Annotated in this window: 16 protein-coding genes; 9 read left to right on the top strand and 7 right to left on the bottom strand. The window is 59.7% G+C overall.

The window, feature by feature from the left end; genetic code table 11:
- Positions 1–48 precede the first annotated feature (48 nt).
- From aspA to PCPL58_RS27920, 3 genes are all read left to right on the top strand, one after another.
- Positions 49–1,473 carry an aspartate ammonia-lyase gene (gene aspA, locus PCPL58_RS27910; protein ID WP_003432831.1) on the top strand — a complete coding sequence of 475 codons (1,425 nt, stop codon included), beginning with the start codon at positions 49–51 and terminating at the stop codon, positions 1,471–1,473.
- Between the two features lie 282 nt (positions 1,474–1,755).
- Positions 1,756–3,207, top strand: coding sequence for an alanine/glycine:cation symporter family protein (locus PCPL58_RS27915; protein WP_003367965.1), 1,452 nt, complete (start codon positions 1,756–1,758; stop codon positions 3,205–3,207).
- A gap of 29 nt (positions 3,208–3,236) precedes the next feature.
- On the top strand, positions 3,237–4,241 hold the full coding sequence (locus tag PCPL58_RS27920) for an asparaginase (RefSeq protein WP_065350931.1): 1,005 nt from the start codon (positions 3,237–3,239) through the stop codon (positions 4,239–4,241).
- A gap of 55 nt (positions 4,242–4,296) precedes the next feature.
- Here PCPL58_RS27920 and PCPL58_RS27925 read toward each other — a convergent pair whose 3' ends face one another.
- From PCPL58_RS27925 to pdxR, 3 genes are all read right to left on the bottom strand, one after another.
- A complete protein-coding gene (locus PCPL58_RS27925; protein WP_065350932.1) occupies positions 4,297–5,184 on the bottom strand; it encodes a bestrophin family protein in 888 nt (295 codons plus the stop codon).
- A gap of 119 nt (positions 5,185–5,303) precedes the next feature.
- A complete protein-coding gene (locus PCPL58_RS27930; RefSeq protein ID WP_065350933.1) occupies positions 5,304–6,515 on the bottom strand; it encodes a YeeE/YedE family protein in 1,212 nt (403 codons plus the stop codon).
- Between the two features lie 54 nt (positions 6,516–6,569).
- A complete protein-coding gene (gene pdxR / locus PCPL58_RS27935; protein ID WP_065350934.1) occupies positions 6,570–8,132 on the bottom strand; it encodes a MocR-like pyridoxine biosynthesis transcription factor PdxR in 1,563 nt (520 codons plus the stop codon).
- Between the two features lie 89 nt (positions 8,133–8,221).
- Between pdxR and PCPL58_RS27940 the strand changes: the two genes are divergently transcribed.
- Genes PCPL58_RS27940 through PCPL58_RS27950 form a run of 3 tightly spaced genes read left to right on the top strand, consistent with a single transcriptional unit; the run spans position 8,222 to position 9,987 of the window.
- On the top strand, positions 8,222–8,860 hold the full coding sequence (locus PCPL58_RS27940; protein WP_044310358.1) for an FMN-binding negative transcriptional regulator: 639 nt from the start codon (positions 8,222–8,224) through the stop codon (positions 8,858–8,860).
- Positions 8,857–9,303 (top strand): GNAT family N-acetyltransferase, encoded by a 447-nt coding sequence (locus PCPL58_RS27945; protein ID WP_003367956.1) that lies wholly within the window; start codon positions 8,857–8,859, stop codon positions 9,301–9,303. The genes PCPL58_RS27940 and PCPL58_RS27945 overlap by 4 nt, the downstream gene beginning before the upstream one ends.
- A gap of 15 nt (positions 9,304–9,318) precedes the next feature.
- A complete protein-coding gene (locus tag PCPL58_RS27950; RefSeq protein ID WP_065350935.1) occupies positions 9,319–9,987 on the top strand; it encodes a GNAT family N-acetyltransferase in 669 nt (222 codons plus the stop codon).
- A gap of 151 nt (positions 9,988–10,138) precedes the next feature.
- Here the strand turns inward: PCPL58_RS27950 and oadA are convergent, their stop codons facing one another.
- Together oadA and PCPL58_RS27960 are read right to left on the bottom strand one after the other, a co-directional pair.
- On the bottom strand, positions 10,139–11,947 hold the full coding sequence (gene oadA / locus PCPL58_RS27955; protein ID WP_065350936.1) for a sodium-extruding oxaloacetate decarboxylase subunit alpha: 1,809 nt from the start codon (positions 11,945–11,947) through the stop codon (positions 10,139–10,141).
- A gap of 11 nt (positions 11,948–11,958) precedes the next feature.
- Positions 11,959–13,374 (bottom strand): acetyl-CoA carboxylase biotin carboxylase subunit, encoded by a 1,416-nt coding sequence (locus tag PCPL58_RS27960; RefSeq protein ID WP_065350937.1) that lies wholly within the window; start codon positions 13,372–13,374, stop codon positions 11,959–11,961.
- 161 nt (positions 13,375–13,535) lie between these two features.
- Between PCPL58_RS27960 and PCPL58_RS27965 the strand changes: the two genes are divergently transcribed.
- Positions 13,536–14,486: a LysR family transcriptional regulator gene (locus tag PCPL58_RS27965; protein ID WP_065350938.1), complete on the top strand. Its 951-nt coding sequence runs from the start codon at positions 13,536–13,538 to the stop codon at positions 14,484–14,486.
- On the opposite strand, the gene PCPL58_RS30345 is transcribed toward PCPL58_RS27965, so the two are convergent.
- The gene (locus PCPL58_RS30345; RefSeq protein WP_003316061.1) at positions 14,440–14,625 is read right to left on the bottom strand and encodes a PA3496 family putative envelope integrity protein; all 186 of its coding nucleotides are present in this window, start codon (positions 14,623–14,625) and stop codon (positions 14,440–14,442) included. The genes PCPL58_RS27965 and PCPL58_RS30345 overlap by 47 nt on opposite strands.
- A 254-nt stretch (positions 14,626–14,879) precedes the next feature.
- Between PCPL58_RS30345 and PCPL58_RS27970 the strand changes: the two genes are divergently transcribed.
- Entirely contained in the window at positions 14,880–15,191 is a 312-nt protein-coding gene (locus tag PCPL58_RS27970) for a hypothetical protein (protein WP_003432821.1), read from the top strand.
- Between the two features lie 302 nt (positions 15,192–15,493).
- On the opposite strand, the gene hexR is transcribed toward PCPL58_RS27970, so the two are convergent.
- A complete protein-coding gene (gene hexR, locus PCPL58_RS27975) occupies positions 15,494–16,360 on the bottom strand; it encodes a transcriptional regulator HexR (RefSeq protein ID WP_003367945.1) in 867 nt (288 codons plus the stop codon).
- Between the two features lie 307 nt (positions 16,361–16,667).
- Between hexR and uvrD the strand changes: the two genes are divergently transcribed.
- Positions 16,668–18,851 (top strand): DNA helicase II, encoded by a 2,184-nt coding sequence (gene uvrD, locus PCPL58_RS27980; protein WP_065350939.1) that lies wholly within the window; start codon positions 16,668–16,670, stop codon positions 18,849–18,851.
- The last annotated feature ends 31 nt before the right edge of the window (positions 18,852–18,882 follow it).

Raw genomic sequence — 18,882 nt, forward strand, 5'->3', positions numbered from 1 at the left:
TTCGTGGCGTTCCGGCATTGTCCGTGCCTTTTTGAGACTTTTTTTATCATGTCCTCGCCTGCATCATCGCGCATCGAAAAAGACCTGCTTGGTGTTCTCGAAGTACCTGCCAACGCTTATTACGGCATCCAGACCCTGCGAGCGGTGAACAACTTTCACCTCTCCGGCGTGCCGCTTTCGCACTACCCGAAACTGGTAGTCGCGCTGGCCATGGTCAAGCAGGCGGCAGCAGATGCAAACCATCAGCTCGGACACCTCAATGACGCCAAGCATGCGGCGATCAGCGAGGCCTGCGCCCGCCTGATCCGCGGCGACTTCCATGATCAGTTCGTGGTCGACATGATTCAGGGCGGCGCTGGCACTTCCACCAACATGAATGCCAACGAAGTCATCGCCAACATCGCTCTGGAAACCATGGGTTTCGAGAAAGGCGAATACAAACACCTGCACCCCAACAACGATGTCAACATGGCGCAGTCGACCAACGACGCCTACCCCACTGCGATTCGTCTGGGTCTGCTGCTGGGTCACGACGCCCTGCTCGCCAGCCTGTCCAGCCTGATTCAGGCCTTCGCCGCCAAGGGCGAAGAATTCAACCATGTGCTGAAGATGGGCCGCACCCAGTTGCAGGACGCCGTTCCAATGACCCTGGGTCAGGAGTTCCGCGCCTTTGCCACCACTCTGACTGAAGACCTCAACCGCCTTCGCAGCCTGGCACCCGAGCTGTTGACCGAAGTGAACCTGGGCGGAACCGCCATCGGTACTGGCATCAACGCCGACCCCGGCTATCAGAAGCTGGCGGTCGATCGTCTGGCGCTCATCAGCGGTCAGCCTCTGGTGCCTGCTGCCGATCTGATCGAAGCGACCTCCGACATGGGCGCCTTCGTGCTGTTCTCGGGCATGCTCAAACGTACCGCGGTCAAGCTGTCGAAAATCTGCAACGACCTGCGCCTGCTGTCCAGCGGCCCGCGCACCGGCATCAACGAAATCAACCTGCCGGCACGCCAGCCAGGCAGCTCGATCATGCCCGGCAAGGTCAACCCGGTGATCCCGGAAGCGGTCAATCAGGTTGCTTTCGAAATCATCGGCAACGACCTGTCGCTGACCATGGCTGCCGAAGGCGGACAACTGCAGCTCAACGTGATGGAGCCGCTGATCGCCTACAAGATCTTCGACTCGATCCGTCTGCTGCAGCGCGCCATGGACATGCTGCGCGAGCACTGCATCGTCGGCATTACCGCCAACGAACAGCGCTGCCGCGAGCTGGTCGAGCATTCGATCGGTCTGGTCACCGCCCTGAACCCCTACATCGGTTACGAAAACTCCACCCGTATCGCCCGCATCGCGCTGGAAACCGGCCGCGGCGTGCTGGAACTGGTGCGTGAGGAAGGTCTGCTCGACGACGCCATGCTCGACGACATCCTGCGCCCGGAAAACATGATCGCTCCCCGTCTGGCCCCCTTGAAGGCCTGACAGGGAATGACCTGCGCAACCTGCTCACCAGATTGAGGGCCTAGACACCCCTCAATTTTTTGAGGGTCTGGGAGTGATTCTCCAGACCCTTTTTTTTGCCCGCAGCAAAGGGCTCCGACACTGGACCCAGAGCCTTCGGCACACCACTTTTGCGGAGCCATCCGTGAAAGTATTCATTCATCGTCGCGAATGAAGAATCAGCCGTACAAGAAAGCGACTACAGACGTAAAAACTTTGCACCGGTATAGTGCGCCCCCTCAAAAGTAGCGAGGAATAACAAAAATGCTGGAAATGATTAACGACTTTCTCTCCGGTAAAGTACTGATCGTACTTATCGTAGGCCTGGGTAGTTACTTCACGATCCGCTCGCGTTTCGTTCAGTTTCGACACTTTTTCCACATGTTCTCGGTTTTTCGCGACAGTCTGCGCAGCAGCGCGGGCCAGTTGAGTTCGTTTCAGGCCCTGATGCTCAGCCTTGCGGGCCGCGTCGGTGCCGGTAACATCGCAGGCGTCGGCATTGCCGTGACGCTCGGCGGTCCGGGTGCCGTGTTCTGGATGTGGGTGACCGCACTGGTCGGCATGGCCAGCAGCTTCATCGAGTGCTCCCTCGCTCAGCTCTACAAGCGCAAGGATTCCGAAGGCCAGTTCCGTGGCGGTCCGGCGTTCTACATCCAGCACGGTCTGGGTAAACGCTGGCTGGGCATGGTCATGGCCGTACTGCTGCTGGTGACCTTCGGTTTTGCCTTCAACGGCCTGCAATCGCACGCTGTGACCGACTCGCTGAAAAGCGCGTTCAACGTCGACACCCGAACCACCGGCATCTGTCTGGTCGTACTGCTGGGCCTGGCCTTCGTTGGTGGCATCAAGCGTATCGCGGCTATTTCCGACCTGCTGGTTCCGGTCAAGACCCTGATCTACATCGCGGTCACCATCTACGTCATCGTCCTGCAGATCGACCACGTTCCCGGCATGCTGATGACCATCGTCAGAAGCGCCTTCGGCCTTGATCCGGTATTCGGCGGCCTGATCGGCAGCGCGATCGTGATGGGCGTCAAACGTGGCGTCTTCGCCAACGAAGCCGGTCTGGGCAGTGCGCCCAACGTGGCTGCCGTGGCACACGTCGAGCACCCGGTAGCGCAGGGCGTGGTTCAGGCGTTCAGCGTGTTCCTCGACACCTTCGTGATCTGCACCTGCACCGCCTTGCTGATTCTTCTGTCCGGTATCTACGACATCGGCTACGACGGCAACGGTATCGTTCTGGCACAGAACTCGCTGGCAGCCGTAGTCGGTGACTGGGGCAGAATCTTCATCAGCGTAGCGTTGGCCCTGTTCGTCTTCACCTCGATTCTCTACAACTACTACCTGGGCGAAAACAGCCTGCGGTTCCTGTTTGGCGAGAAGATCCAGACCATCATCATCTACCGTATCGCGGTGCTGGTATTGATCATGTGGGGTGCCGTCGTCGACCTGAAAGATGTACTGGCGTTCGCCGACATCACCATGACCATGCTGGCGTTCGTCAACCTGATCGCGCTCGCAATGCTGTTCAAAGTCGTCAAGCGCATTTTGAACGACTACGATGCGCAACGTCGGGCCGGGGTCAAGACGCCGGTGTTCGATTCCAGCCAGTTCCCTGATCTGGACCTGGACCGCAACGCATGGCCGGCCAATCCGACCCGTCAGTCGACACAGGACGCCGAAGCGGCAGCCAAGCCTGTACCCGAAGCACGATAACCACCGCGACACTACGCCGGAGTAGAGCCATGCCTCATGACGCACAACAACCAGCCCAACGCGTAATGGTTCTTTACACCGGCGGCACCATCGGCATGCAGGCCAGCGCCAACGGCCTGGCACCGGCCTCCGGTTTCGAAGCGCGAATGGCCGGGCAACTGGCCGAGCACCCGGAACTGGTGGTGCCGCAGTGGCACTTTCGCGAGATGTCGCCGCTGATCGACAGCGCCAACATGACGCCTTCCTACTGGTTGCGTCTGCGCGAGGCGGTAATCGAGGCGGTTGAGGTCGACGGTTGCGATGCGGTGCTGGTTCTGCATGGCACCGACACCCTGGCGTACAGCGCAGCGGCGATGAGCTTCCAGTTGCTGGGGTTCAGCGCACCGGTGCTGTTCACCGGCTCTATGCTGCCTGCCGGCGTGCAGGACAGCGATGCCTGGGAAAACGTCAACGGCGCCCTGCTGGCGCTGGGGTCGGGTCTGGTGTCAGGCGTTCAGTTGTATTTTCACGGGCAACTGATGACACCTGTACGCTGCGCGAAAATTCGCAGCTTCGGCCGTCAACCGTTCGCACCGCTGCAACGCTCGCGTGGCGGCCATGCGGTGGTTTCGCTCCCTGACGCATTGAACTATCGCCAGCCGAAGACACTGGCAGAGATCGCAGTATTACCACTGTTTCCGGGTGTCGGTGCTGCTCAGCTGGACGGTTTGATCAATAGCGGTATCCGCGGTCTGGTGCTCGAGTGCTTCGGCAGCGGCACAGGCCCAAGTGACGATACGCAATTTCTGGCCAGTCTGGAGAACGCCCGAGCGCTGGGTGTCTGTGTGGTCGCGATTACCCAGTGCCATGAGGGCGGTGTCGAACTGGATGTCTACGAAGCGGGGAGCCGACTGCGTGGTGCAGGCGTGCTTTCCGGTGGTGGCATGACCCGTGAGGCCGCGCTCGGCAAGCTGCATGCGCTGCTGGGCGCACGCCTGACGACCGAGGAAGTACGGCGCCTAGTCGAACTGGACCTGTGTGGCGAGCTGCGTTAAGCGGCTACTTCTGCTTTACCCGAGGCGTCACGCACTCGCGCGACGCCTCACCCCTTCATGAAGCCTTGCATTCTTCCTGCGCGCCCCTGAGCATCGAATCCAGATTGCGCTCGATGTTTTCGCACAACGCCGTCATCTGAATCTCATGTTCACTGGCACGGAACGGGCTCTGCCGGTCAGTACCGATCTTCTCGATCGCCAACAGCATGAAACCCACCACCGTCGACGCCAGCGGCGTGAACCAGCCAAGGGTCTCCACCAGACCAATCGGTACGATAAGGCAGAACAGCGTGATGAACAGGCGCGGAAAGGCTACGTACGGATAAGGCAACGGTGTATTGGCGATACGCTCCATGCCGCCCTGGCAATTGGAGATGTCCACCATGGTCGACTCCAGACGTGCCAGACGAATGCTGTCCAGCCGCCCGGCCTGATACTCCTTGGCCAACAGCGCAGCCGACGTATTGAGCAGGTCGTTGGGAAAGTTGTTGGTGTCGTGACGACGTTCGAATTCCTCGCGAGGAATCAGCATCTGAACCTCATCACCACATTTGGCGCCCTTCAGGTGCGCAGACAGGCACTTCACATACGCGACATGGCGACGCAACAGTGTGGCCTTGACCGGGTTGATCCCGTCATCATCCTCGACCAGCGTCAGCACTTGCCGAGCGAAGCTGCGTGAACTGTTGACCAGCGCACCCCATAGCGTCCTGGCTTCCCACCAGCGGTTATAGGCACTTGAGTTGCGGAAGCTGGTCAGCACCACCAGCGCCGAGCCCAGCAGGGTCAACGGCATGGACGGCAAGGTGATCTTGCGTTCCAGGTAGAGCATGAAGTCGACCGTGACAATCACGTCCCAGATCAACAGCCAGAAAAGCGACCATCCTACGTAGCCGATGGTCTTGCCGAGAAAACGGATTTTCGAAATGATCGTTTGCTGCAAAAGAACCACCCCATCGAAAAATAAGCGAACCGCATACGCACAGTTACCGCATGGCCTTTGAATACGAAACCGGCAGTTGGTTCGCAAGCGGCCCGCTTGTCTCGGGGTTTCAGACGTTTTCAGCAGCCATTAAGAGCCACCTGTGGACGCTCGCCGGTGAAGAAAATCGGCCGCAGGCGGACACCAATGACGTTACCGGCGTAGGCCGCTACCAGCCACAGCCAGCCGTGCAGGCTGCCGGATGCAATGCCGCTGAAGTACGCACCAATGTTGCAGCCGTAGGCCAGTCGCGAACCGTAGCCCAGCAGCAAGCCGCCAATGACCGCCGCCACCAGCGAGCGCGTGGGGATATCGAGGCTGGGTGCAAAACGACCTGCCAGACCTGCCGCCAGCAAGGCACCGAGCATGATGCCGATGTCCATCACACTGGTGATGTCTTCCCACACCGGAGCCGCCAGCGCCTTGGCGTTGGCAGCGCTCTGCCAGAACACCCAGCTGCCGACGTCTACGCCCAGCCCGCTGGCCGCTTTTGCACCCCACAGCGCGAACGCCGAGGTGATGCCCCACGGACGACCGGCCAACGCCAGCGTTGCGTAATTGAGAAGCGCCAGCGCGACAGCGCCCCAGACCAGAATCCACGGCCCGCGCAGCACACGACTCAGACCGCGATGGTCCGTGGCTGGCGGCGTTTCAAGCTGGCCATGACGGCGCTTTTCGAGCTTGACGGTCACCAGGGCGACCAAACCGAACAGCGCCAGATTGACCAGCAGCGCAGGCAGCACGCCGAAGGTTTTGACCACCGACACCGCCGGGAACGAAGGCAGGGCAAACCACCAGTCGACGTGATGGGTGGCAATCAGTGAGCCGAGGATGAAAAACAGCAAGGTCACCAGCATCCGCGCATTGCCACCACCGGCAGTGAACAGTGTGCCGGACGCACAGCCACCGCCCAGCTGCATGCCGATGCCGAAAATGAACGCGCCGACGACGACCGAAATCCCGACCGGAGCAACCAGACCAGTGACTGGCTGGCCAAACAGCGTGCCCGCGCCCAGTGCCGGGAAAAACAACACAACGGCGACCGCCAGCATGACCATTTGCGCGCGCAGGCCTGCACCCCGCCGCTCGCGGATGAACACCCGCCAGGCCGAGGTGAAACCAAATGCCGCGTGATACAGCGTTACGCCCAACGCCGCGCCGACGATCCACAGCATCACCTGACGGGTGCCGACACTGAGCAGAAGGAACTGGGCGCCCATCAGCAGCAGGAACAGCGCGGCCAGCGGCGCGCCGAACTTGCGTCCGGGTGTTGCAGTAAGAGAGCTGTTCATGGGTATCTCAAGGACAGGTAACAGAAAGCGCAGATTATACGCCTGCCAACGGGACTACTCGGACCAGACCTCGCGCAGCCTGTTCAATGCCTCGACCATCTCGTCCTCGGGCACTGCGGCAAACCCCAGCACCAGCCCGGCCCGGTTATCCACAGGCTCAGTGGAATCAGGCAGCCAGTAATCACTCAGGGCATTCATTTCGACCCCGACGCCATTGGCCTTGGCAATCAGCGCCTGCTCACGCGCCACGCTGTCGACCTTGACCATGACATGCAGCCCGGCCACCCCTCTGGGCATTGTCGCGCATCCCGGAATATCGGCAGGCCAGTTATCCAGCAGCACATTGCGCCGACTGAGCGCCGCGCGCCGCATGCGACGTATGTGTCGCTGGAAATGACCCGACGCAATGAATTGCGCAATGACCGCCTGAACGCCAATTTCGGTATGGCGCATGTCCACGGCCTTGCGCTGGCTGAACATCGGCACCAGTTGCTCTGGCAAAACCAGATACCCGAGGCGCAGCGCCGGGAAGGCGATTTTGCCGAACGTCCCGACGTAGAGCACGGGCGCGTTGCGGTCGAGCGCGGCCAGAGGCGCCAATGGTGAACCGCTGTAGCGATACTCACCGTCGTAATCATCCTCGACAATCCAGCCATGGTGTTTCTCGGCCCAGGCCAGCAATTCCAGGCGTCGCGCCAGGCTCATCACCACGCCGGTCGGGTATTGGTGTGAAGGTGTCACGTAGGCCAGGCTGCAGTCTGCCTGCTCAAGGTCGGCGCAACGCATGCCTTCGTTATCCACAGCCACCCCGTGCAATCGGGCACCTGCCAGTGCAAACGCATGACCGGCCGCCCGATACCCCGGATTCTCAACGGCGACGCCCTCGCCCGGGGCAAGAAGCAACTGTGCACAAAGGCTGATCGCATGCTGTGCGCCACTGGTGATCACAATTTGCTCAGCACTGCAATGCAGCCCACGCGATGAGCGCAGGTAGACCGCAATCAGTTCACGTAACCGCGAGTCTCCCGCCGCCGACCCATAACCGAGCTGAGCAAGGTCCGGCTTGCGCCAAAAAGCGGCATACAGCTTGCCCCACAAGGCAAAGGGGAAAAGATCGAACGCCGGTACGCCTACCCGAAAGGCCCGCGGCCTACCCGTTGGTGGTTCATGCAAACGATGCTTTTCGAGCAGCGCGCGTGTCGGGTTGTGGATAACTTCACAGGAGGAATCTGACGGCATTTCAGCCGCGATTGTGGACAAACCTGTGCGTAACCCTGTGGATACACCTGTGGGTAAGTTGGTGGATAGTTTTTTACGGCTTGCCCGTCGAGGCGAAGCGTTTGCTTCAGAGAGCTGCGCGACATACGTGCCGTCGCCAACGCGCCCTTCAATGAAGCCCTCGGCATACAGCTGGTCGTAGGCCCGTATCACGCTGTTACGGGAGATGCCCAGTGAATGTGCCAAATCGCGGCTGGCTGGCAGGCGCGTGCCGCTGCTCAGGCGCCCATCGAGGACCTGCTGGCGCAACAGGCTATAAAGCTGCTTGCTCAGGCCCTGATTCGGGTCCAGCGCGATACCGGTGAGCGTGGACGGAAACGCAACGGGGACATCAGGCATGCATTGGCCCTATTGAAACTATCAAAAATGGATCTTACATCAGACCAATGCCTTGCCTACGATCCGGTCATCAGCCAAGGATATTCCCCATGTACATCCCCGCCGCTTTCAAAGACAACGACACACCGAGCCTGCATCAGCAGATGGAGCAGACGCGCCTGGCGATTCTGGTCACTGACGGCGCAGAGGGATTGCAGGCGACCCACCTGCCGCTGCTGTTGCGCCGCGACGAAGGCCCCCATGGCACGCTTTACGGGCATCTGGCCAAAGCCAATCCACAGTGGCAGCAGTTGAGCTCCGGCGCCGAAGCACTGGTGGTTTTTCCTGGCGGCGATGCCTACGTCAGCCCGTCGTTCTACCCAGGCAAGGCAGAGCACGGCAAGGTCGTACCCACATGGAATTATGTGGCCGTGCATGCCTATGGGCAGGCCGAGGTTTTTACCGACGTCGCGCACTTGCATCAATTGCTGGCTGACCTGACCCATCGCCATGAATCCGGCCGGGCGCAACCCTGGTCCATTGACGACGCGCCGGCGGACTACATCGCAAAAATGCTTGGAGCGATTGTCGGATTCGCCATTCCGGTGCAGCGGCTACAGGGCAAACGTAAACTCAGTCAGAATCGCAACGCTGCGGACATGGCCGGTGTGCGCGACGGACTCGCCGCAAGCCAGGATGCAAATGACCAACTGATCGCTCGCCTGATGAGCGAAGGAAGCAGCTCATGACCGATGTGCGAATTCGCCCCGTTAGCGTCGACGATCATCACGCGTGGCTGCCTCTGTGGCAGGCCTATCTGCGCTTCTACAACACCGAGCTGGCCGAAGGCGTCAGCGACACCACCTGGCAACGCCTTGTGGACCCAAACGAACCGACTCACTCGGCGCTCGCCTGGCTGGGTGACGAGGCGGTGGGCATGGTGAACTTCATCTACCACCGCTCCAACTGGAGCATCAACAACGCCTGTTACCTGCAAGATCTGATCGTCGCACCCGAAAAACGCGGAACAGGCATCGGCAGGCGACTGATCGAGTTTGTCTATGCCACGGCCAAGGCAGACGGTTGCGACAAGGTGCACTGGCTGACCCACGAAACCAACGCCACGGCCATTCAGTTGTACGAGCGAATCGCCGAACGGCCCGGCCTCATACAATTTCGCAAAGCACTCTGAAACAGGAAGTGACTGATGTCTGACACCCTGCTGGACTGGCAAGCCGCTGCATTGCCCACGCCCCATACACTGACAGGCCGTTTCATTCGCCTGGAAAAACTCGATGTCGCGCGTCACGCCGATGACTTGTGGGCGGCATTTGAAGGCCCGAATGCGGACCCGAAGCTGTGGGATTATCTGCCTTACGGGCCGTTCATCGACCGTAGCGCCTTCGATGCGTGGCTGGCCGGGCATCAGGCAGCCACCGATCCGTGGTTTTACACTGTGGTCGATCAGCAGACCGATAAGGCCGAAGGCGTCATCAGCCTGATGTCGATCGTCGCTGCCCACGGGCGAATCGAAATAGGTCATGTCACCTTCAGCGCCGCCATGCAACGCACGCCCAAAGGCACCGAAGCCATTTACCTGCTGGCCAGAGAGGCCTTCGCACTGGGCTATCGCCGCCTGGAATGGAAGTGCAACGCCAACAATGCCCGCTCCAAACGCGCTGCCGAGCGATTCGGCTTCAGCTACGAAGGCACCTTCCGCCAGCACATGGTGGTCAAAGGCCAGAGCAGGGATACCGCGTGGTACTCGATCCTCGACAGCGAATGGCCTGAATTACGAAAGGCATTTGAAAACTGGCTGGCTGTGGATAACTTCACTGACGGGCAACAGACCAAGGGGCTTGAGGCGTTTCGCTGATCCTGAGGACGCAAGGCGCCCAGAACTGCATTTCCACGTTGGAGCGTGCGGAACGATAGTCGTGACCGCTGGGGCCGCCTGCCAGAATAAAAAAAGGGAAGCCACGAGTGCTTCCCTGAGGTAAACCTTTGGATGATGCGCAGGTGTCAGCTCAACCTTCGATCTCGATCAGCACTTCGCCCGGATTGACGCGGTCGCCCTTGGCGACGTGGATGGCGACGACCTTGCCTGCGACCGACGCCTGAACCTCGGTCTCCATCTTCATCGCTTCAGTGATCAGCACTGCCTGACCGGCCTTGACCACATCGCCCTCCTTGACCAGCACATCGACGATGTTGCCGGGCATGGTCGTGCTGACGTCGCCCGGTGCATGGGCTTGCTTGCGTTTACTGGCCCCGCCGCCGACGAATTCGTTGAGCGGCTCGAACACCACCTCTTCCGGCATGCCGTCTATGGTCAGGTAGAAGTGGCGCTTGCCCTCAGCCTTGACGCCCACACCGGTGATGTCGACTCGATAAGTCTCGCCGTGCACATCAATGACGAACTCGGTCGGTACGCCCTCACCGCCTGCCTTCGCCACGCTTCCGGCTTCGGGAATCGGCAGCAGCACTTCCGGCGCCAGCGTCCCGGCAGCGCGTTCCTCCAGGAACTTGCGGCCAATGTCCGGGAACATGGCAAACGTCAGCACGTCCTCTTCGGACTTGGCCAACGCGCCGATATCGGCCCTTAGCTTGGTCATCTCCGGCTTGAGCAGGTCGGCCGGACGAACATCGATCAGTTCTTCATTGCCGATCGCCTGGCGACGCAGCTTCTCATCCACCTGCCCCGGCGCCTTGCCGTACCCTCCCTGCAGATACAGCTTCACTTCATTGGTGATGGTTTTGTAACGCTCCCCGGCCAACACGTTGAAGAACGCCTGAGTACCGACGATCTGCGAAGTCGGAGTTACCAATGGCGGATAACCGAGGTCTTTGCGCACGCGCGGAATTTCAGCCAGTACTTCGCTCATGCGGTTGAGCGCGCCCTGCTCCTTCAGCTGATTGGCCAGGTTGGAAATCATCCCGCCCGGTACCTGGTTAACCTGCACCCGAGTGTCGACTGCAGTAAATTCGCTCTCGAACTGATGGTATTTCTTACGCACCGCGTAGAAATACAGACCGATTTCCTGCAGCAGTTCCAGGTCCAGCCCGGTGTCGAACTCGCTGCCCTTGAGCGCGGCCACCATCGATTCGGTGCCCGGATGGCTGGTGCCCCAGGCAAAGCTGGAAATCGCCGTGTCGATATGGTCCGCGCCGCTTTCGATCGCCTTGAGCTGGCACATGGCGGCCAGACCGGCCGTGTCATGCGAGTGGATGAACACCGGCAACGACTGCTCGGCCTTCAGCGCCTTGACCAGCTCACCCGTGGCATAAGGCATCAACAGGCCGGCCATGTCCTTGATCGCCACCGAGTCACAGCCCATGGCTTCCATCTGCCGGGCCTGCGCCACGAAGGCCTCGATGGTATGCACCGGGCTGGTGGTGTAGGCGATGGTGCCCTGTGCATGTTTGCCCGCCGCTTTCACCGCCTCGATGGCAACCCGCAGGTTACGCACATCGTTCATGGCATCGAAAATACGGAACACATCAATACCGTTGACCGCCGCCTTGGCGACGAACGCCTTGACCACGTCATCGCTGTAATGCCGATAACCCAGCAGGTTCTGGCCACGCAGGAGCATCTGCAACCGGGTATTGGGCAAGGCCGCACGCAGCTGGCGCAGACGTTCCCACGGGTCTTCCTTGAGAAAACGCACGCAGGCATCGAAGGTGGCGCCGCCCCAGACTTCCAGCGACCAGTAGCCGACCTGGTCGAGCTTGTCGCAGATCGGCAGCATGTCTTCGGTACGCATGCGCGTCGCCAGCAACGATTGATGAGCGTCACGCAGGATGGTGTCGGTTACGAAAATCTTCTTGGACATTTCACTGTTCCTTACAGACCGGCGTGTGCGGCAATGGCGGCGGCGATGGCCAGGGCCAGCTCTTCGGGTTTGCGTTTGATCGAATAATTGGTCAGCTCGGGGTGGCTCTCGACAAAGCTGGTGTTGAACTCACCGCTGCGGAACTCCGGGTTGCGGAGGATTTCCTGGTAATAGGCAGCCGTGGTCTTGACCCCTTGCAGGCGCATGTCATCGAGCGCACGCAGGCCGCGGTCCATGGCCTCGTCCCAGGTCAACGCCCAGACAATCAGCTTCAGGCACATCGAGTCATAGAACGGCGGAATGGTGTAGCCGGTATAAATCGCCGTGTCGGTGCGCACGCCAGGTCCGCCGGGCGCGTAATAACGAGTGATCTTGCCGAAGCTGGGCAGGAAGTTGTTCTTCGGGTCCTCGGCATTGATCCGGAACTGCAGGGCAAAACCGCGATGGATGATGTCTTCCTGCTTGACCGACAGCGGCAGACCGGAGGCAATACGGATCTGCTCGCGAACGATATCAATGCCGGTGATTTCTTCGGTGATGGTGTGCTCGACCTGCACCCGGGTGTTCATTTCCATGAAGTACACCTCGCCCTCGGCGAGCAGAAACTCCACGGTGCCAGCGTTCTCGTAACCAACCGCCTTGGCCGCACGTACCGACAGATCGCCGATGTAGGCGCGCTGTTCGGGCGTCAGCTGCGGGCTGGGGGCGATTTCGATGAGCTTCTGGTTGCGTCGCTGAATCGAACAGTCGCGCTCGAACAGGTGCACCACATTGCCAAAGCTGTCGCCCAGAATCTGCGCTTCAATGTGCTTGGGATTGACGATGCACTTCTCGAGAAAGACTTCTGCCGAGCCGAAGGCCTTGGTCGCTTCGGAAATCACGCGCGGGAAGGCCTGCTCGAGTTCTTCGCGGCTGTTGCAGCGGCGGATGCCACGTCCACCGCCCCCGGAAGTGGCCTTGAGCATCACCGGGTAACCGATACGCTCGCCCTCGGCCAGCGCCTCGTCGATATCTGCCACGTTGCCTTCGGTACCGGGCGTGACCGGCACACCGGCCTTGATCATGCTGCGTCGGGCCTCGGTCTTGTCCCCCATGCGGCGAATCACTTCGGCTGAGGGACCGATGAATTTGATCCCTCGTTCGGCACAGATATCGGCCAGTTCGGCATTCTCGGAAAGAAAGCCGTAACCGGGATGCAGCGCATCGCAGCCGGTTTCCACTGCCAGATTCACCAACTTGCGCGGGTTCAGGTAACCCGCCAGAGGTTCGGCACCAATGCTATAGGCTTCGTCGGCACGTTTGACATGCAAGGCATGCCGGTCAGCGTCGGAAAAGATCGCCACCGAGCGAATGCCCATCTCGGCGCATGCACGCACGATACGAACGGCAATCTCCCCGCGGTTGGCGATCAGAATTTTTGTTATCACTGGCGTTTCCCTCGACCCACACTTGTAACCGTGTATGTGACTGAATGTCGCAGAGCCACCCTATGCCGAATCGAGGATTAACAAAAATGAGTAAAAGTTGGGAGGTGCATAAGTAAAAGCTTATAGTTAGCGCTTCGGTTGGATCGAGGGAGCTTTTCTAAATGCGTAAGTCATTGATGCGTATGACATTGCGTCAGTTGCGCATTTTCAATGAGGTGTGCGATCTGCGCTCCTACAGCCGTGCGGCTGAAGAAATGTCGCTCACACAGCCCGCTGTCAGCCTGCAGATTCGACAGCTCGAAGAGCTGATCGGCCAGCCGCTGTTCGAATACGTCAGCAAAAAGCTCTACCTGACCGAAGCGGCGCAAGCCCTGCAACAGGCCAGCCGGGATATTTTCGGGCGCCTGGAAAGCCTGGACATGCAGCTTTCCGACATGCAGGGCTCACTGCAAGGCCAGTTGAAGCTGGCAGTCGAATCGAGCTGCAAGTACTTCATCCCCCACCTGTTCGCCGCCTTCAAGCGTCAGCACCCGGAAGTCAGCCTGAGCCTGATGGTGGTCAATCGCGCGCAAGTCATCAGGCGCTTGGCAGATAACCGCGATGATCTTGTGGTGATGTCGGCAGTGCCGCTGGACATGGGCCTGGAGTTCTTGCCGTTCCTGAATAACCCGATTGTCGCCGTGGCACCGCCTGACCATCCGCTGAGCAGCCGCACGGCGCTGAACCTGAAAGACCTGGAGCCATGGCCGTTGCTGACCCGGGAAACAGGATCGGGCACGCGACGGGCCTGCGAGGAGTTCTTCAAGGAGAAGCGCGTGCACTTCACGCAGACGCTGGAAGTCTCTTCCAGCGAAGCACAACGTGAATGCGTGGTAGCCGGGCTGGGCTTGGCGATGCTGACCCGACACGCGGTCTGCCAAGAACTCGCCACAGGCGCTCTGGTGGAGCTGCCCGTGGCGGAGTTGCCACTGTATCGAAGCTGGTGCGTGGCTCAGGCCGGGGACAAACGCCTTTCACCCGTGGCACATGCGTTTCTTGCGTTCATCCGCACCGAACGCGCGCAGATCAGCCAGCTTGTCGAGCGTTTCGACGGTCGACCGCGGGCAACTTGATCGTCTGCCAGACAGCGTTATCCATGCCATCCATGTAGTCACACAGCTCCTGATTGAGCTGACGTGCCTCACTGTAGCTTTCAATTGCCCGACGAAACTCCATGCGACGCTGATCTTCCTGCTGACGGCGGGTTTTCACGGTGCTGGTAGGTAAATCATCGTAATGCCGAGCCATATCCTGTCTCCCAATACGTTTTGTGGGAGCACCAGAATGGAGCGTGACAGTGACAATCAGACGGCACGCAGGTGACAGATCGATGAACTTTCGTTCAGCGCTCATCAAAAAAATTTCAAAAAATATATATGTATTGCCGCTCGCTGACGCGCCACACACAAACTTGCCCTGCTGAAAGCAACTCACTCATTAAACAATTACTAGCAAGGAGCTACCCAATGACGACCAAAGACAAAAACTGGATCGCGCGTGATGACAGAACGCCGGAAGTTAATACGCTGACCGTGGCTGGCCTGGTGCCTACATCCGCCAGTCACTCTCTCCCATGGCTGAGTCTGCGCAACATACCGAGTGAAGCGGGCCAATTGAATCTGGACCTCAACTACTACGCGACAGGTCTGGGGCCGTGGACAGGGCGCGAGACACCCGCCGTATACGCCCAGCCCAGCGATGCATCCATCACCTCCGTCCGCATCTATCAAGACGACGAGTTGCTGGTAAGCATCGATGAGCTGACCGTTATACAGTGATCAACAAGTAACAGATTCAGTAAAGCCCTCGCCAGACGCCTCAGGGTTTCCGGGGAGGGCTTTCTTCGTTGCGCAAGCTGACTGCAGCGAACACATGACAGTCTGGTTAATTCTTGTAACGTGATAGCCGGAAAAAAACGCCAAAAATATACAATTACCGCATCTCGGGAGCCGAATCGATAGAAACTGGCCCTGCAGGATGCAATTCACTCATTACCTCAATTAATCCAGTCGCGGGCCCCTGCCAATAAACGCAGGTCATTGGCGGGACTCTTGACGTCGTTTTCAAATTGAAAACAACGTCAATCTTCGTGAGCCTTGATCGACTTCGGCGACAGGCGCAAACCACGCAGGCTGCGTTTGACGCTTTTGAGATGGTTCACCAGACCGGGGCCGCGCGCCATTGCAACGCCCATTGCCAGCACATCAATGACCACCAGGTGGGCAATGCGAGAAGTCAGCGGCGTGTAGATTTCGGTGTCCTCATGCACGTCGATGGCCAGATTGACCGACGACAGCTCGGCCAGCGGCGTCTGACTGGGGCACAGGGTGATCAGCGTCGCGCCGCTCTCGCGGACCAGATTGGCGGTGATCAGCAGATCCTTCGAACGCCCTGACTGCGAAATGCACACCGCGACATCGGTCGGCTTGAGCGTAACGGCTGACATCGCTTGCATGTGCGGATCGGAATACGCCGCAGCGGTCAGCAGCAAACGAAAGAACTTGTGCTGCGCATCAGCAGCTACTGCACCGGACGCGCCAAACCCGTAGAACTCGACCCGATTGGCTCCGGCCATGGCCGTGACCGCCAATTGCAACGCATGGGGGTCGAGGTTTTCGCGCACTTCCATGAGCGTGTGCAGCGTGGTGTCGAAAATCTTCAGGCTGTAGTCGGCGACCGAATCGTCTTCGTGAATCGCGAACTGCCCAAAACTTGCGCCCGCCGCGAGACTCTGCGCCAGCTTCAGCTTGAGGTCCTGAAACCCGGTGCAACCGATGGCGCGGCAGAAACGCACGATGGTCGGCTCGCTGATACCGACGCTGTGCGCCAGGTCTGCCATGGAACTGTGCATCACGGCCGCAGGGTCGAGCAGCACATGGTCGGCTACCTTGAGCTCCGATTTGCGCAGCAAATTACGTGACTGGGCGATGTGTTGCAGCAGATTCAAGGGGCAGACTCGGCAAAAGAGAGGTGGGCTGGGTTGTAGCTTTCTTGTAGTTATACTACATGACCCGCCAGCCGCCCAGTTAAACGAAGCTGGAACGTGCCGTGCGGGCGTTATCAGCGGCAATTGTGGGAATAATCCTACATTAAGCCAAATCGCCCGTCAGACACTGCCTGCTCACCGGTAAAGGTAGACGCAACGCATTCGCTCCCGGCAACAGGCGACGACCGGTCGTCAGCGCCCCGCCATTTTTATTGCCTGACGCAAAGCATGGTTTGCCCGTCATCGCGCGGCACCCTAGAATGCGCTGATGCGCGATGATCTCTCTCTTCTTCTGAATTCCCTCAACGATGCCCAACGTCAGGCCGTAGCCGCCTCTCTGGGTCGTCAGTTGGTCCTGGCTGGTGCTGGCTCCGGCAAAACCCGTGTGCTGGTGCATCGCATCGCATGGCTGATGCAGGTCGAGCAAGCCTCCCCGCATTCGGTCCTGTCGGTGACGTTCACCAACAAGGCGGCTGCCGAAATGCGCCACCGTATCGAGCAGCTGATGGGCATCAGCCCGGCTCGCATGTGGGTGGGCACCTTCCACGGGCTGGCCCACCGCTTGCTGCGTGCGCACTGGCAGGAAGCCGGGCTGGTACAGACCTTCCAGATTCTCGACAGCGATGACCAGCAGCGTCTGGTAAAGCGCGTGATGCGCGAGCTGGGTCTGGACGAACAACGCTGGCCTGCACGCCAGGCCCAGTGGTTCATCAATGGTCAGAAAGACGAAGGCCTGCGCCCGAAACATATTCAGGCCAGCGGCGACCTGTTCCTGACCACCATGAAAAGCGTCTACGAAGCCTACGAGATCGCCTGCCAGCGGGCCGGCGTCATCGACTTCTCCGAACTGCTGCTGCGCGCACTCGACCTGTGGCGCGATAACCCGGGCTTGCTGGCGCATTATCAGCGCCGCTTCCGTCACGTCCTGGTGGACGAGTTCCAGGACACCAACGCCGTGCAGTACGCGTGGCTGCGCCTGCTCGCCCAGGGCGGTGACAGCCTGATGGTGGTCGGCGACGACGATCAGTCCATTTACGGCTGGCGCGGCGCGAAGATCGAGAACATCCACCAGTATTCCTCTGACTTCCCGGACACCGAAGTCATCCGCCTTGAGCAGAACTATCGCTCCACGGCGAGCATTCTCAAGGCTGCCAACGGCTTGATCATCAATAACAGTGGTCGCCTGGGCAAGGAGTTGTGGACCGACGTTGGTGATGGCGAGCTGATCAATCTGTACGCCGCGTTCAACGAGCACGATGAAGCGCGTTACGTGGTCGAGACCATCGAGAGCGCGCTGAAAACCGGTATTTCGCGCAACGACATCGCCATTCTGTACCGCTCCAACGCCCAGTCGCGGGTACTCGAAGAAGCCCTGCTGCGTGAGCGTATTCCGTACCGCATCTATGGCGGACAGCGCTTCTTCGAACGCGCTGAAATCAAAAACGCCATGGCCTACATGCGTTTGCTGGAAGGCCGTGGCAACGATGCGGCGCTGGAGCGGGTGATCAACGTTCCGGCGCGCGGCATCGGTGAAAAGACCGTCGAAGCGATTCGCGAACATGCGCGTCATGCCGACGTTTCAATGTGGGAAGCCATGCGCCTGCTGGTGGCCAACAAGGGCCTGACCGGACGCGCCGCCACTGCCTTGGGCGGGTTCATCGAGCTGATCGAGAACCTCGCGGCCAAGGTCATGGAAATGCCGCTGCACCTGATGACCCAGACGGTGATCGAACAGTCCGGGCTGATTACCTATCACGAGCAGGAAAAAGGCGAGAAAGGTCAGGCGCGAGTAGAAAACCTTGAGGAACTGGTCAGCGCGGCCCGTGCTTTCGAGAATCACGAAAGCGAAGAAGACCTGACGCCACTGGCAGCGTTTTTGGGGCATGCCTCGCTGGAAGCGGGCGACACCCAGGCCCAGGAGCATGAAGACAGTATTCAGCTGATGACCCTGCACAGCGCCAAGGGCCTGGAATTCCCGCACGTGTTTCTGGTGGGCATGGAGGAAGGGCTGTTCCCGCACAAGATGAGTCTGGAGGAACCGGGCCGTCTTGAAGAGGAACGGCGCCTGGCTTACGTCGGTATCACCCGGGCCATGAAACAGCTGGTGATGACCTACGCCGAAACGCGTCGCCTGTACGGCAGCGAAACCTACAACAAGGTCTCGCGTTTCGTACGCGAGATCCCGCCTGCGCTGATTCAGGAAGTCCGACTGTCCAACAGCGTCAACCGTCCGTTCGGTGGCACGCCGAAATTCAACAGCAGCAGCCTGTTCAACGGCACCGGCATTCCGGAAACCGAGTTCACCATGGGCCAGCGCGTCCAGCATGCGGTGTTCGGCGAAGGCGTGATCCTCAACTTCGAAGGCGCTGGCGCCCAGGCCCGGGTGCAGGTCAACTTCCCCGAGGGCAGCAAGTGGCTGATGATGGGCTACGCGAAGCTGGTGCCGTTGTAGGCCGGTCGATCATTGTCCATGCGCCCATGAC

The sequence above is a fragment of the Pseudomonas cerasi genome (assembly GCF_900074915.1).
GTDB lineage: Bacteria > Pseudomonadota > Gammaproteobacteria > Pseudomonadales > Pseudomonadaceae > Aquipseudomonas > Aquipseudomonas cerasi.

Excerpts from the sequence above, each read along its gene's own strand:
- aspA (WP_003432831.1), top strand. The coding sequence starts at position 49 with ATGTCCTCGCCTGCATCATCGCGCATCGAAAAAGACCTGCTTGGTGTT.
- PCPL58_RS27915 (WP_003367965.1), top strand. The coding sequence starts at position 1,756 with ATGCTGGAAATGATTAACGACTTTCTCTCCGGTAAAGTACTGATCGTA.
- PCPL58_RS27920 (WP_065350931.1), top strand. The coding sequence starts at position 3,237 with ATGCCTCATGACGCACAACAACCAGCCCAACGCGTAATGGTTCTTTAC.
- PCPL58_RS27930 (WP_065350933.1), bottom strand. The coding sequence starts at position 6,515 with ATGAACAGCTCTCTTACTGCAACACCCGGACGCAAGTTCGGCGCGCCG.
- pdxR (WP_065350934.1), bottom strand. The coding sequence starts at position 8,132 with ATGCCTGATGTCCCCGTTGCGTTTCCGTCCACGCTCACCGGTATCGCG.
- PCPL58_RS27940 (WP_044310358.1), top strand. The coding sequence starts at position 8,222 with ATGTACATCCCCGCCGCTTTCAAAGACAACGACACACCGAGCCTGCAT.
- PCPL58_RS27945 (WP_003367956.1), top strand. The coding sequence starts at position 8,857 with ATGACCGATGTGCGAATTCGCCCCGTTAGCGTCGACGATCATCACGCG.
- PCPL58_RS27950 (WP_065350935.1), top strand. The coding sequence starts at position 9,319 with ATGTCTGACACCCTGCTGGACTGGCAAGCCGCTGCATTGCCCACGCCC.
- oadA (WP_065350936.1), bottom strand. The coding sequence starts at position 11,947 with ATGTCCAAGAAGATTTTCGTAACCGACACCATCCTGCGTGACGCTCAT.
- PCPL58_RS27965 (WP_065350938.1), top strand. The coding sequence starts at position 13,536 with ATGCGTAAGTCATTGATGCGTATGACATTGCGTCAGTTGCGCATTTTC.
- PCPL58_RS27970 (WP_003432821.1), top strand. The coding sequence starts at position 14,880 with ATGACGACCAAAGACAAAAACTGGATCGCGCGTGATGACAGAACGCCG.
- uvrD (WP_065350939.1), top strand. The coding sequence starts at position 16,668 with ATGCGCGATGATCTCTCTCTTCTTCTGAATTCCCTCAACGATGCCCAA.